This window comes from Tissierella pigra (assembly GCF_009695605.1).
Classification (GTDB): domain Bacteria; phylum Bacillota; class Clostridia; order Tissierellales; family Tissierellaceae; genus Tissierella; species Tissierella pigra.
Map to the genome: position 1 here is coordinate 23,932 of NZ_VUNQ01000005.1, position 14,137 is coordinate 38,068.

The following is a 14,137-nucleotide window of genomic DNA, read 5'->3' on the forward strand; positions in this document are numbered from 1 at the left end:
AAATTTCATACTGATTTTAAAAACAAATAAGAAAAAGTATTAAATTTAATACTTTTTCTTATTTGTTTTTAATTTTAATGAATAAATATTATTGATATCATTGTATTTAATTAAAGTAAAAAAGTGGCATAAAGTTTGCAATATTTAATTGTATCTTTTATACTCAATTCTTACTACATAGTCTCTCTAAATAAGTTGGCTCATAGTTTACTGAAAACAGTATACATCTCATATTGTAATATAGATGTTGTAATTTCTATCATTTTATATTATCTTTCCTATATTATTAGATTAAGGGGCATAGCATTATAGATTTTATGTACGAGGAGAATATTCGGAATATTGAAATATTTAAAGGTTTAAAGATTAATACTTTCATACTCCCAATCTGAATCAAAGCTAGATAATATCAAGATTATTGGCGAGTTTAGTAGATAAAGAGATTATACAAAAGTCATGAATATTATCTTGTGGAATCAGTAGGGAGGAAAATATAGCAATTGAATTTTAACTATATTATCAAGGAGGTGAATATTGTATTTTTATCAAGAATTATTTATAAAATAAAATTGTTCTAAAGGAGAGGATTATATTATGAAAAAAACAACTGGTAAAGATCAAAAAAAAATCAGACACAAATTGCATAAAGCTATATGCTTGTTTTGTATTATTGCTTTATTGTTAAGCAATGGTTTAAGTGGTTTAGTTTTAGCAGTAAATAATAATCCAAATGTTTCATCAATATCCAATCAATTACCTATAGGAAAAATAGAAAATAGAGAAAAGAAAGAAAGTAGTGTATTTTCAAGAGAAGTTACAGATGATTTATTAGCAATTAAATCACCTGAACCGCCACAGTGGGAATCTATTGACCAAAATTCCAATGATATAAGATTATTTGCTGCAGAGGAAAGTTCCTATTCAATGTCTTATCTAAAGACATTAAACTATACTGATTTAGTAAATCTTCTAGTTACTCTTAAATACAGTGATATTGCAGATTTATTTCAATATAGCCAAGATGCCTATGAATTTTATTCTAATGAAAATCGTATGAAAGCGCTTATTGAGGCAATAGAGGTTCGTGGAAGACAATATACAAGTACAGATAACAAAGGTATTCCCACGCTTTGTGAAGTAGTTAGAGCAGGTTTTTATTTAGGATTTTATAATAGTCAATTAAGTGAGCTTAATAGTAGAAATTATCATGATAAATGTTTACCTGCAATAGTTTCAGTTATGAATAATGTTAACTTCAAACTAGGTACAGCACAGCAGGATGATTTAGTATCTTCCATAGGTCTTCTTATGTGGAATGGGTCAACCAATGTAGATATAATCAACCGTACTGTTCCTATATTTCAACAATTTCAATCAAATATAAATATCTATATAAATGATAATGCAAAAGGAACAGCTATTTATAACTTAGGTGGTGGTATAGAATATGACATTAATGAAGAGCTTTATAATGGGGTTATACCATCACAAACTATTTGGTATGGCAGAATTGATGATTTTATAACACAAGTATCCAATATAGCATTATTAGGAAATTTTAATTCAGATAATGGATGGCTTATAAATAATGGGCTATACTGGATGGGAACATTAGGGAAGGTTCATAGTAATCCAAGTGAAGGAAATAGAGTCCTCACACAGGCAATGAGCCTCTATCCGTATTTAGAGGAACCGTATTTTCAAGCTGCTTCATCCATAGTAGATAATTATGATGGATTAGATTATTATGGCAGAACAATAGATATTAAAGAAATCACACAAGATGGAATAAATAAATACCTGCCTAAAAAATATAATTTTGACGATGATAAATTAATCATATATGCTGGAGATGATGTTACAATTGATAAAGTTAAAAGGCTATATTGGGCTTCACATGAAGTTAGAGCACAATTTTATAGAGCCATAGGAAGTGATGCTCCCCTTGAAGCCAATAACACTGATGAAGTATTGACATGCTATATTTACAATAGTCCTTATGAGTATGGTATGAATAGATATTTGTTTGGACTAGATACTAATAATGGTGGTATGTATATAGAAAGCTGGGGATCCTTTTATACCTATGAAAGAACCCCTCAAGACAGCATATATACATTAGAAGAGTTATTCCGCCATGAATTTACTCACTATTTGCAAGGCAGATATTTAGTACCTGGTATGTGGGGGGAATCGGAGATTTATGATAATGAAAGATTAACATGGTTTGAAGAAGGAGGAGCTGAATGGTTTGCTGGTGCTACTCGTACTGATGGGATTGTTCCAAGAAAAACTATGGTATCCAATATTGGAAGAGTGGAAGACAGATATTCCTTATCTAAAACTTTAAATTCATCATATGATAGTGGTTTTACTTTTTATACCTATGGTTTTGCTGTTTATAATTATATGTATGAAAAGAATAAGGATATGTTTAACAGTTTAAATAATGCTGTAAAGACAAATAATGTAAGGGAATATGATAACTTAATAAATCAATATAGTGATGATAATCGCTTAAACACAGAATATCAAAACCAAATGCAATATTTAGTAGATAATATAGATAGTTACTATGTTCCCCTTGTAGCCAATGACTACTTAGAAACTCATACAAGAAAAGACCTAGAGTCAATATACTCAGATATAACTTCAGTTGTAGATTTGACAAATGTAACAATAACCCAATCACAATCAGAATTTTTTAAAACGTTTACATTACGTGGGACATATACAAAAGAAGAATCTCAAGGAACTATAGCAGATTGGGAATATATGGATTCAATGGCGAATGAATCTTTAAACACACTTGCATCTTATCCATGGAGTGGATATGAAACAGTAGTATGCTACTTTACAAATTATAAAGTGAATTCGTCAGATGAAGCAGAATTTGATGTAGTATTTCATGGAATACTTACAGGTGATGGCACAATAGAAGTAAACAATCCTCCAATAGCAGAAGCAAATGGACCATACATTGCAGTACAAGGTGAGGAGATAAGCTTTAGTAGCATGGGTTCTAAAGATAGTGATGGGACTATAATATCATATCTATGGGACTTTGGAGATGGCAATACAAGCACAGAAGCAAATCCATACTATACCTATTCAACATCAGGTACATTTACAGCAACTTTGACAGTAGTAGATGATAAAGGAGAAAGAAATATGGATGAAGCACAGGTAATAATTAATGAACCTGAAATTGATCCTAGTGATGGTATCACATCTGAAACTGAGCCAAATGATATATTTGATAATGCAAATGGACCTATAGCCAGTGAACTTACAGTTTTATCAGAGTTTTACGGTGATGATAATGAAGATATATACTATTTTGATGTAATCTCCAATGGAAAAGTTGATATTAATATAATACCAGATAGGGATTTAGGAATTAGCTGGATGCTTTATGAAGCATCAGATACTATAAACTATGTAGCATACCCTACTTCAACTACAGGTGGAAGATTAACAGGTTCTTATGATGCAGCAATAGGCAGATATTATCTCTATGTATATAAATATTCTGGAATAGGTTCATATACAATAGATGTTAGTGGGCCTCTTAAATAGATTGGAAATTAAATGTTTCTTTATGCAATCAAGAAACAAGGATTATAAATATTTTAACTAATACTGTAATATCTATTATTTAGTTGACTAAATATTTCTGTTAGAGTATAATATATTATCAAATAAGGAAAGATATACTAAAGATAAATTAGATATTAAAATTGACTGTTGAATAAGCTCATGTTAAAGGTATAGAAGGGAAGAGTAGGACTAAGATTATTCTATAGAGAGCTGGGTTAGGTGAAAACCAGTGATTAAGATTATTCTGAAGATGGCCCCGGAACTTTACAGCCGAAAATTTTAGGCTGTAACGGAAGCAGGCGTTATACTGCAAGGTTTTTTAACCTAGTGAGTTCTTAAATCGCAAGATTGAGATAAATTAGAGTGGTACCACGAAGAATACCTTCGTCTCTATATGGAGGCGAAGGCTTTTTTTATGACCTAACCCAGTAAACGAACGTAGTGAGTGAACTGTAGGTAGGTCAAACGTAACGAGAACCAAATCTATGTGAGCGTAGCGAGCAAATAGATTTGAGTTTCGAGACTACGTCACAGAACCTAACCCAGTGAAGGAGCGCAGCGAGTGAACTGTAGGTAGGTCAAACGTAACGAGAACCAAATTCATGTGAGCGTAGCGAGCAAATGAATTTGAGTTTCGAGACTACTTCATAGGATTTAACACAAAATACGATGAAATTAAAAGGAGGTTTATATATGAAAAAATATTATTTAACTACCCCAATTTATTATCCATCTGACAATTTGCATATAGGACATACTTATACTACTGTTGCATCTGATGCCATAAAGAAATTTAAAAAGATGCAAGGATATGATGTATACTTTGTAACAGGGTCAGATGAACATGGACAAAAAATTCAAGAAAAGGCAAAAGAAAATGGTATAACACCAAAGGAATATGTAGATAAAATAGTTGCAGATATAAAAGAACTGTGGAAGACTTTAGAAATAGATTATGATACTTTCATAAGAACTACAGATCCTCATCATGAAAAAACAGTACAAGATATTTTTACAAAACTATATGAAAGTGGAAAAATATATAAATCAAAATATGCAGGGCATTATTGTACTCCATGTGAATCATTTTGGGCAGAGTCACAATTAGTAGATGGGAAATGTCCAGACTGTAATAGAGAAGTTCATTTAGCTGAAGAAGAAGCATATTTCTTTAAGCTTTCTCAATATAGAGATAAACTTTTAAAGTTCTATGAAGAAAATCCAACCTTCATTCAACCTGAATCTAGAAAAAACGAAATGATAAACAACTTCCTAAAAGATGGACTAGAGGATTTGTGTGTATCAAGAACTAGTTTTGATTGGGGTATAAAAGTTCCATTTGACCCTAAACACGTAGTATATGTATGGATAGATGCTTTATCTTGCTATATTACAGCTTTAGGTTATGGAAGTGATAATGACGAAAAGTTTAGAGAATTTTGGCCTGCTGATGTTCATTTAGTAGGTAAAGAAATAGTGAGATTCCATACTATAATTTGGCCTGCACTTTTAATGGCAATGGATTTAGAACTACCAAAGAAAGTATTTGGTCATGGTTGGATATTATTTGAAGATGATAAAATGTCTAAATCAAAGGGAAATGTAATATATCCAGAACCAATTATTGAGCTATATGGAATAGATGCTTTTAAATATTTTCTTCTAAGAGAATTTTCATTTGGGCAAGATGGATCTTTCCATAGAGAGAAGTTTTTACAAAGGCTTAATTCAGATTTAGCAAATGACTTAGGAAACCTAGTAAGCAGAACAGTAACTATGGTAGAGAAATATAATGAAGGGCTTATACCTAGTCCAAATGGAGAAGAAGAATTTGATATATCTTTAAGGGAAGTTGGAATAAATGCAGCTGCTAATGTGGAAAAATATATGGATGAACTTAGTTTCTCCAATGCCTTAGAAGAAATATGGAAATTAATTAGAAGAACAAATAAGTATATAGATGAAACTGGACCATGGATATTGGCTAAAGATAATAAGGAAAGATTGGACACAGTATTATATAATCTAACAGAAAGTCTGAGAATCACTTCAATATTAATTAAACCATTTATGGAAAAGACTTCCCATGAAATAAGAAAGCAGTTGGGATTAAATGATGAATCTATATGGGAAGATTCAAAAGAATGGGGTAAAATAAAAGTAGGTACTAAAGTAGAAAGAGGAAATATAATATTTCCTAGACTTGATATAGAAAAAGAATTGGTAAAGTTAAATGCTGCCAACGAGGAACTTATAAACATGAGAACTAAAGGAAAGAAGGTTAATAAGGTGGAAGAAAAGTTAGTTGAAGAAGAAAAAGTAGAAGAAATAACAATAGATGAATTTGATAAAATAAAGCTAAAGGTGGCAGAGGTTATATCCTGTGAAGATCATCCAAAGGCTGATAAGCTATATGTATTTCAGTTAAAATTAGGTGATGAACAGCGTCAGGTTGTATCAGGTATAAAACAATACTATAAACCAGAAGATTTAATAGGTAAAAAAGTAGTAGTAGTTACAAACTTGAAACCTGTCAAATTAAGAGGAGTAGAATCAAAAGGAATGATTCTTGCAGCTGAAGATAGTACAGGAAAACTAAGCTTAGTATCCACATTGGAAGACTTACAATCAGGAGCTACTATATCATAAAAGGAGAATAAAATGTTAATAGATAGTCATGCACATTTAGATGATCCAAGATTTGATAATGATAGGGATAAGTTAATTAATTCTTTAAAGGATAATGGAGTAGAAATAGTTATAAATATAGGGGCAGACTTACAAACAAGTATTTCCTCTGTTTCCTTAGCTGAAAAGTATGATAATATATATGCAGCTATAGGTGTACATCCTCATTCAGCTAAGGAAGTTGATAATTCAACTATTGAGGTCCTAAGAACTTTTGCTAAAAGAGATAAGGTCGTTGCCATTGGAGAAATAGGGTTGGACTACTATTATGATAACTCACCAAGAGATATACAGAGAAAGTGGTTCATAGAACAACTGAACCTTGCTAAAGAATTAAATTTACCAGTTGTCATCCATACTAGGGATGCGGCACAAGAAACCTTTGATATACTAAAAGAAGCACAGGATGGAAGTCTAAGAGGAGTACTTCATTGTTATTCTGGAAGTGTAGAAATGGCAATGGAATATATAAAAATGGGATTTTATATATCTTTAGGAGGTCCTGTTACATTTAAGAATGCTAAAGTAAGCAAAGAGGTGGCAAAGAATATACCTCTAGATAAACTTTTAATAGAAACAGATTGTCCCTATTTAACTCCAGAACCTTATAGGGGCAAGAGAAACGAGCCTGTGTATGTTAGATATGTGGCAGGTACTATTGCCGAACTAAGAGGGATAACCTACGAGGAATTAGAAAGGACTACAAATAGAAATACAAAGGACTTATTTAAGATTTAAAAAATCTTAAATAAGTCCAATTGTGAATTGTGAATATTTAAGTAAATGCAGTTCATTAATCTTTTAATTCGCAATTCAAAATTCAAAATTTGCAACGCAATTGCATTAAGGGGTTGGTTTATTGATAAAGGAAGTTATAGTTGTTGAAGGTAGAGATGATATAACTGCTGTAAAAGCTGCCGTAGATGCCGAGGTAATTGCTACAGGAGGATTTGGATATAATAAGGAGTTTATAAGAAATTTAAAAAGTATAGCAGAGAAAACGGGAATAATTATACTTACAGACCCAGATTATGCTGGAGAACAAATAAGAAAAGATTTGTCCAAGCATATAAAAAATTGTAAACACGCATTTTTACCTCAAGGAAAGGCTTTAAAGAAAAATGATATTGGAGTAGAAAATGCCAATAAAGAAGATATACTTGAAGCAATTCTAAAGTCCAGACCTAGTAATGTAGAACGAAAAGAAGAATTTACAAAAGAAGAAATAATAGCTCTTGGATTAGCAGGTGGAGAAGGTTCAAGAGAGAAAAGAGAAGAACTAGGAAATATCTTAGGAATTGGATATGCTAACTCTAAGCAATTTTTAAATAGATTAAATAATTTTGGTATAACTAGAGAAGAATTTGAACAGGCTTTGGAAAGGATTGAAAAATAAATGGAAGAAAAAAGACTTTATTCTCCAGCCTATGTAAAAAAGATTTTATCAAAACATGGATTTAAGTTTTCAAAGAGTTTGGGGCAGAACTTTTTAATGGATGGTAATATTGTAAGAAAAATAGCAGATGCAGGAGAAATTACTCCAGATGACTATGTGATAGAAATAGGTCCAGGTATAGGAACTTTAACGGAGGAATTGGCTTTAAGGGCAAAGAAAGTAGTTGCTATTGAAATAGATAATACTTTACTGCCAATATTAGATGAAACTATTGGGAAATATAAAAATGTGGAAATAGTCCATGAAGATGTTTTAAAAGTTGATATGGAAAAGTTAATCAACGAAAAATTAAATGGTGGTCCAGTAAAGGTAGTAGCAAATTTGCCTTATTATGTTACTACACCTATAATTGGGAAGCTCATAGAGGATAATTTAAACTTAGATGCTATAATAGTAATGGTTCAAAAAGAAGTGGCAGAAAGAATGGAATCAGGCCCAGGAGGAAAGGAATATGGTTCACTTTCCATATTTGTAAATTTTTACAGTAAACCTAAAATAATAGTCAAAGTACCTAAGACTGTATTTATGCCTCAGCCAAAGATAGATTCAGCAGTAATAAAACTAGATATAAAAAAAGAATTGCCAGATGTAGATAAAGAAAAGTTTTTCAAGGTAGTTAAAGCATCATTTAGCAAAAGAAGAAAGACTCTAGTCAATGCTCTATCTACCTATGGATTTGACATTGCTAAAGAAGACATAAAAAATACGTTAAAAACCTTGAATATTGATGAGAATATACGAGCAGAAAGTCTTTCTGTAGAAGATTTTATAAAGATTAGTAAAACATTACCCCCATTAGACATATAATTAAATATAGTATGAAAAGGGGGTTGTTTTATGTCGTTAGCATATACCAGAAAGTTTATAATACTAAAGAAAGAGTTTTCAAATTTAGGAGGAAACCCAAAGGGACATTGTAAACTAGAAATAAAAGGTCTTAGGGGAATAGTTACTGTAAACATTGAAAATGCAGAAAAAGATACGGCTTATAATGTAGTATTTATCTTGAACAGTAATAATAACAACAATATTTGGAACTTAGGTAAAATATTTACTGATGAATCTGGGAAAGGTAAGGGAGAATATGTATTTTTACAGCGAGATTTAGAGAAGGAGAATCTTTTACTGGAAAAGGTATCTGGTATCTTAATTGTGAGAGACGGTAAAGTACTGTTAGGTGGATATTTAGACAAAGAGGATGGGACTATTCAAAGGTACATAGATAAAATGCCTTTTAATCCCATTATAGAGTCTAAAGAAGAACCAGTAGAAGCGGTAAAAGTAGAAAAAGAACAAATAGATGAAGTTGAAGAAGTCAAAGATATTCAAGAAGTAGAAGAAGTAGAAGAAATTAAGGAAATTGAAGTAATGGAAGTCCATGACACAGGTGAAGAAATGGACAATGAAGTTGTAGAACAGGAATATGACTCAATATATGATGTACCATCAAAAGAACCAGAATATGACTCAATGTATGATGTACCAGCAAAAGAACAGGAATATGACCCAATGTATGATATACCTGCAAAGGAACAGGAATATGACCCAATATATGATGTGCCAGCAAAGGAACAGGAATATGACCCAATATATGATGTGCCAGCAAAGGAACAAGAATATAATCCAGAATATGATATACCTGCAAAAGAACCAAAAGAAGAAACACTTGCAACTGCTGTGGAGTCAGAAGAAATAGAAGAAATAGAAATAGAAAAAAAAGAAATTCAAGAAAAAGAAATTGAAGAAAATCAAGATGAATCAGTGTTGGAATTGGAGGAAGACCCTGAAGATGATTTTGAACCTGACTATAAGACTTTAGATTATATAAAAAAATTGAACCAAAAAAATCAGACAACTAATTATGTATTAAGTATATTAAGATTTTTCCCATATATAGAGCCTTTTAAGTATAATTTAAAGGATTATAATTGGTGGATAGTTGAATTAGATAAAGACAATGAATATAGGGCATTTCTTCCATATTTTTCTTATATTGTTGGTGGCAATAATAAAGAGGCTTATAAGGAAAGTATTGCTACCTGTAATGAATTGATGGATAAATATGGACATTATTTATTTGGACTATATAACGAAGGAGAAAATGTAAAATACTTTGTATATGGTATACCAGGAAAATTTGTAAAAGAGGAACATCCTTATGCTGGAGAAAGAGGATTCAATACTTGGTATGAAGGTGAAAGTGGAGAGGGATATTGGATAATACACATAGATCCTATGACTGGAAAGCCAGTGGAGTCTCCTATACCAATGATACCTATAGATTAAAATAGGAGTGATAAGAAATGGATGAAACTAAAGACAAATTAATATGTATAACTCACTATACAGATGATGTATCTTTAGAAAAACTAAAAGAGGATTTGCTAGGAGAAAAAGAGATAGATATTCTTTCCAATACATTTAAGGCTTTATCAGACCCTACTCGGCTTAAAATAATCTATATTTTATCAAAATCCTCCTTATGCGTATGTGATATAGCAAATATATTAGATATGACTCAATCAGCCATATCTCATCAACTAAGAATATTAAGAGATATGAAGCTAGTTAAGTTTAAAAAAGAAGGAAAGTTAGTTATTTATTCCTTAGATGATGACCATGTATTGGGACTATTTAAACAGGGTCTAGACCACGTTAAACATAAATAAACCTACAACCTCTATAGTTGTAGGTTTATTTACTATTTTTTGTACAAGATGAACATACTAAATCTGCAGCTTCAGCAACTTTTGCTAATACAGATATTCTCCTTTGACGGTCTAATAAAAAAGCTTTCTTTTCTCCATCTGTTGAATTATACTTAAAATAAACAGGGGGCAAATTATTTAAAGCAATAGCTTTTATATCATGTTTACAGACTATATCTTTGCATATTTCATTAGAACCTTTTAACTCGTTAAATACTTCATCAACTAATATTTCCATATAATTTTTTATCATACTATCATCCTTAATTTATAAATATTAAATACTATATTCATATGAAACTCACCAGTACTATATTATATTATTTTACAATATTATTGTCAAACTAATAGACTAATTTATATTACGTGATTATTATCAAAAACTATGGGTAAAATACTAACGTCAAGGAATATACATCTAAAGATAGTATAAATTAGTAAAAGCTTAGGAGGGATTTAAATGGCAAATGTAACAGTTTACACTAGCAACACGTGTCCGTATTGTGTTTCAGCTAAAGATTATTTAAAAGAAAAAGGCATAGATTATGTTGAAAAAAATGTTCAAACAGATAAAGATGCTAGAAAAGAATTAATGTCTATGGGTCATATGGGTGTTCCCGTTTTGGTCATAGATGGTGAAGAAATTGTTGGTTTTGATAAGGAAAAGATTGACGAATTACTAGCCAAATAGTGGTAAAAAAGGAAGTCGATTTGTTGAAAAATCGCTTCCTTTTTAATTATATTATGCTATTATTCATTTAAAGCAGCCATTAATTTATTTAAATCTAAACCATGTACCATAGCAGCTTCTTCTAAGCTTTCCATTTGGCTAGATGGACAACCTACACAACCCATACCAAATCTCATAAGAGTTTCTACTGCCTCTGGTTTTTTTCTAATTAATTCACCAATAAGCATATCTTTTGTAATTTCCATGTCTATCAACCTCCTTACTTAATCTCTACTAATATAGTAGCATATATTTTATACCCTTTCCAGTATAAATATATCATTTCACAAAATATAAAAATTATTTAATATTTTTTTGTATAAAAAAAATTGTTTATGGAGAATACTATATCAGGAGGTGAGTTTATGGACGATAAAAATAGAAATCCAGAAAGAGATAGAGAAAGAGAAGATAATTTTAATGTAGGGGAAATGATAATAAGAGTTTTAGTAACAGCAATAGTTGTAGGTATAGCAGCTTACTTTACTCCAGGATTTACAATAGATGGAATATGGAGTTTGATACTAGCATCAATAGTCATTGGTGTACTGGATCATTTAATTCAAAAGTTTACTGGTGTAAGTGCTTCTCCATTTGGCAGGGGTTTATCAGGATTTTTAGTAGCTGCACTTATTCTCTATGTTACCAAGTTTATAATACCTGGATTCCATATATCAGTCTGGGGTGCTATAATAGGTGCTTTGGTAATAGGTATAGTAGATGCTATAATCCCAGGAAGAGCAATGTAATGTTTACGCAAATTGTGAATTAGGAATTAAAAGAAACTTTTAAATTTAAAAATAGAGGAACAAAGTTCCTCTATTTTTGTGTCCTTTTTGTTAGAATGGCAAAATGTCTTTAGTCTAAAATATATTTGATTTTATATTTTTAAAAATCAATAATAAGGGTAATCTATTAGTAAACATATCTTTATAGATAAACTTTATAAATTCATGTTTACAAATACCCGATGGGGGTATATAATAGATTGAGAAATTAATTTAAGGAGGAAATAAAAATGATTATAGATGTAACTCCAAAGGCATCAGAAGAATTGACTAAAGTTATAGAATCTAAAGGAACAGATAAACCTTTAAGAATTTATGTAGCTGGTTATGGCTGAGGTGGTCCATCATTTGCTATAGCTCTGGATGAGCATAAAGATGGAGATTTAAAGGTATCAGCTAGTAATTTCAATTTTCTAATAGAAGAAGGATTAGAAGAGAACTATGGAAAATTTACAGTAGATTATAGTGATGATTGGCTAAGAAGAGGATTTACAGTAATTCCAGATAGGGCTTCTGGTGGATGTTAATTAGTAAATATTGAATAGTTTAAATAAAAAAGATAGGTTTGCCCTATCTTTTTTATTTGGGTGGATAAGAAAAGTGTGATATAATAAAAAAAGTTAAAGTTTATAATTAGTGACTAACAGACAGCTATTAACTATTCACTATTAGTTATTCACTAAGAAAGGTTGGTGATGAAAATGGATTCTGGGCCTTTACCCAGTATAATTAAAAGAGAAGTAAAGAAAATAATAAGAGAACCATTTTTATCACAAACTATGGTTCTCTAATTGGAGGGAGAACATGGATGAAAGAAAACTATTAGAATTAATAGAAGGAAAAAAATATGCACAAATAAAAAATGAATTATCAGAAATGAATGAGGTAGATGTGGCGGAGCTATTGGATCCCCTAGATGCACATCTAACTCTCTTGATTTTTAGAATGCTACCTAAAGATTTAGCAGTAGAAGTATTTGCCCACTTCTCGACAGAACAGCAACTAGGTATAATAAATTCCATAACAGACAAAGAAGTAGAATATATTGTAGATGAACTATTTTTTGATGATATGATAGACTTAATTGAAGAAATGCCTGCAAATATTGTAAAAAAGATTCTAAAATCAGCAAAAGAAGAGGAAAGAAAATTAATAAATCAATTTTTAAAATATCCTGTAGATTCTGCAGGAAGTATAATGACCATAGAATATGTTGAGTTAAGAAAAGGTTTAACTGTAAAAGAAGCTTTAACTCATATAAAAGAAATAGGTTTAAATAAAGAAACTGTATATACCTGTTATGTAACAGATCAAAAAAGAACTTTAGAGGGTTTTGTTTCCCTAAGAACTTTAGTCACATCAGATGAAGATAAAATTATAGAAGATATAATGGAAGATGAAGTAATAAAAGTATATACCCATGATGACCAAGAAAGCGTAGCAAACGTATTTATAAAATATGGGTTTTTAGCACTTCCTGTAGTGGATAACGAAAATAGACTTACTGGAATTATTACTGTTGATGATATTATGGATATTATGGAACAAGAAGCAACAGAGGACTTCCAAATAATGGCTGCTATGTCTCCATCAGAAGAAGCTTATTTAGATGCTGGAGTCATGACATTGGCTAAAAACAGATTACCTTGGCTTTTAATACTTATGATTTCTGCTACATTTACTGGAAGGATAATGGGTAAATTTGAAGATGTACTGTCATCTATAGTAGTGCTTAGTACATTTATTCCCATGTTAATGGACACTGGAGGAAATTCAGGAAGTCAGTCCTCTACTTTAATAATAAGGGGATTAGCAACAGGTGAAATAACTACCCATGACTGGTGGAAAGTATTATGGAAAGAACTAAGAATAAGTGCTATAGTGGGAGTAGTTCTTGCTGTAATTAATTTTTTAAGGATTATATTATTGGAAAAAGTAGAAATGAAAGTAGCTTTGACAGTTTCATTAACTGTAGTAATTACAGTTATAGCATCAAAAATAGTAGGTGGAATATTACCACTAATAGCAAAAAAATTAAAACTTGATCCAGCCATAATGGCAGGACCACTTATTACAACTATAGTAGACGCATTGGCACTGATAGTATACTTCAGCATCGCAAAATCACTACTTGGAATATAAAGACAGTGAAGATTGAAGAGTGACT

Annotated in this window: 13 protein-coding genes and 1 other annotated feature; of the genes, 11 read left to right on the forward strand and 2 right to left on the reverse strand. The window is 30.9% G+C overall.

What is annotated here, in order from left to right:
* Positions 1 to 594: 594 nt before the first annotated feature.
* The 7 genes from FYJ83_RS03710 (at position 595) to FYJ83_RS03740 (ending at position 10,413) form a co-directional block, all read left to right on the forward strand.
* Positions 595 to 3,579 carry a collagenase gene (locus FYJ83_RS03710; RefSeq protein WP_154438995.1) on the forward strand — a complete coding sequence of 995 codons (2,985 nt, stop codon included), beginning with the start codon at positions 595 to 597 and terminating at the stop codon, positions 3,577 to 3,579.
* Positions 3,580 to 3,762: 183 nt separating this feature from the next.
* Positions 3,763 to 3,995: a binding site (T-box leader), on the forward strand.
* A gap of 298 nt (positions 3,996 to 4,293) precedes the next feature.
* Positions 4,294 to 6,249, forward strand: coding sequence for a methionine--tRNA ligase (metG, locus tag FYJ83_RS03715; RefSeq protein WP_154438996.1), 1,956 nt, complete (start codon positions 4,294 to 4,296; stop codon positions 6,247 to 6,249).
* Between the two features lie 12 nt (positions 6,250 to 6,261).
* A complete protein-coding gene (locus tag FYJ83_RS03720; protein WP_154438997.1) occupies positions 6,262 to 7,026 on the forward strand; it encodes a TatD family hydrolase in 765 nt (254 codons plus the stop codon).
* Positions 7,027 to 7,147: 121 nt separating this feature from the next.
* Positions 7,148 to 7,684, forward strand: coding sequence for a ribonuclease M5 (rnmV, locus tag FYJ83_RS03725; protein ID WP_154438998.1), 537 nt, complete (start codon positions 7,148 to 7,150; stop codon positions 7,682 to 7,684).
* Positions 7,685 to 8,551: a 16S rRNA (adenine(1518)-N(6)/adenine(1519)-N(6))-dimethyltransferase RsmA gene (rsmA, locus tag FYJ83_RS03730; RefSeq protein ID WP_154438999.1), complete on the forward strand. Its 867-nt coding sequence runs from the start codon at positions 7,685 to 7,687 to the stop codon at positions 8,549 to 8,551.
* A 30-nt stretch (positions 8,552 to 8,581) separates the two neighbouring features.
* Positions 8,582 to 10,030 carry a hypothetical protein gene (locus tag FYJ83_RS03735; RefSeq protein WP_154439000.1) on the forward strand — a complete coding sequence of 483 codons (1,449 nt, stop codon included), beginning with the start codon at positions 8,582 to 8,584 and terminating at the stop codon, positions 10,028 to 10,030.
* A gap of 17 nt (positions 10,031 to 10,047) precedes the next feature.
* On the forward strand, positions 10,048 to 10,413 hold the full coding sequence (locus FYJ83_RS03740; RefSeq protein ID WP_154439001.1) for an ArsR/SmtB family transcription factor: 366 nt from the start codon (positions 10,048 to 10,050) through the stop codon (positions 10,411 to 10,413).
* A 25-nt stretch (positions 10,414 to 10,438) separates the two neighbouring features.
* Here FYJ83_RS03740 and FYJ83_RS03745 read toward each other — a convergent pair whose 3' ends face one another.
* A complete protein-coding gene (locus tag FYJ83_RS03745) occupies positions 10,439 to 10,705 on the reverse strand; it encodes a late competence development ComFB family protein (protein WP_154439002.1) in 267 nt (88 codons plus the stop codon).
* Positions 10,706 to 10,912: 207 nt separating this feature from the next.
* Here FYJ83_RS03745 and FYJ83_RS03750 point away from each other — a divergent pair, with 207 nt between their 5' ends.
* Positions 10,913 to 11,143, forward strand: coding sequence for a glutaredoxin family protein (locus FYJ83_RS03750; RefSeq protein ID WP_154439003.1), 231 nt, complete (start codon positions 10,913 to 10,915; stop codon positions 11,141 to 11,143).
* 59 nt (positions 11,144 to 11,202) lie between these two features.
* Here the strand turns inward: FYJ83_RS03750 and FYJ83_RS03755 are convergent, their stop codons facing one another.
* Complete coding sequence (locus tag FYJ83_RS03755) at positions 11,203 to 11,388, reverse strand: DUF1858 domain-containing protein (RefSeq protein ID WP_154439004.1); 186 nt, start codon at positions 11,386 to 11,388, stop codon at positions 11,203 to 11,205.
* Between the two features lie 159 nt (positions 11,389 to 11,547).
* Between FYJ83_RS03755 and FYJ83_RS03760 the strand changes: the two genes are divergently transcribed.
* From FYJ83_RS03760 to mgtE, 3 genes are all read left to right on the forward strand, one after another.
* Positions 11,548 to 11,931 carry a phage holin family protein gene (locus FYJ83_RS03760; RefSeq protein WP_154439005.1) on the forward strand — a complete coding sequence of 128 codons (384 nt, stop codon included), beginning with the start codon at positions 11,548 to 11,550 and terminating at the stop codon, positions 11,929 to 11,931.
* Positions 11,932 to 12,200: 269 nt separating this feature from the next.
* Entirely contained in the window at positions 12,201 to 12,497 is a 297-nt protein-coding gene (locus tag FYJ83_RS20520) for a HesB-like (seleno)protein (RefSeq protein WP_342366200.1), read from the forward strand.
* Positions 12,498 to 12,774: 277 nt separating this feature from the next.
* Positions 12,775 to 14,112 carry a magnesium transporter gene (gene mgtE / locus FYJ83_RS03765; protein ID WP_154439006.1) on the forward strand — a complete coding sequence of 446 codons (1,338 nt, stop codon included), beginning with the start codon at positions 12,775 to 12,777 and terminating at the stop codon, positions 14,110 to 14,112.
* Positions 14,113 to 14,137 lie beyond the last annotated feature (25 nt).

Coding starts and splice junctions, on each gene's coding strand:
- FYJ83_RS03710 (WP_154438995.1), top strand. CDS start 595: ATGAAAAAAACAACTGGTAAAGATCAAAAAAAAATCAGACACAAATTG.
- metG (WP_154438996.1), top strand. CDS start 4,294: ATGAAAAAATATTATTTAACTACCCCAATTTATTATCCATCTGACAAT.
- FYJ83_RS03720 (WP_154438997.1), top strand. CDS start 6,262: ATGTTAATAGATAGTCATGCACATTTAGATGATCCAAGATTTGATAAT.
- rsmA (WP_154438999.1), top strand. CDS start 7,685: ATGGAAGAAAAAAGACTTTATTCTCCAGCCTATGTAAAAAAGATTTTA.
- FYJ83_RS03735 (WP_154439000.1), top strand. CDS start 8,582: ATGTCGTTAGCATATACCAGAAAGTTTATAATACTAAAGAAAGAGTTT.
- FYJ83_RS03740 (WP_154439001.1), top strand. CDS start 10,048: ATGGATGAAACTAAAGACAAATTAATATGTATAACTCACTATACAGAT.
- FYJ83_RS03745 (WP_154439002.1), bottom strand. CDS start 10,705: ATGATAAAAAATTATATGGAAATATTAGTTGATGAAGTATTTAACGAG.
- FYJ83_RS03750 (WP_154439003.1), top strand. CDS start 10,913: ATGGCAAATGTAACAGTTTACACTAGCAACACGTGTCCGTATTGTGTT.
- FYJ83_RS03755 (WP_154439004.1), bottom strand. CDS start 11,388: ATGGAAATTACAAAAGATATGCTTATTGGTGAATTAATTAGAAAAAAA.
- FYJ83_RS03760 (WP_154439005.1), top strand. CDS start 11,548: ATGGACGATAAAAATAGAAATCCAGAAAGAGATAGAGAAAGAGAAGAT.
- mgtE (WP_154439006.1), top strand. CDS start 12,775: ATGGATGAAAGAAAACTATTAGAATTAATAGAAGGAAAAAAATATGCA.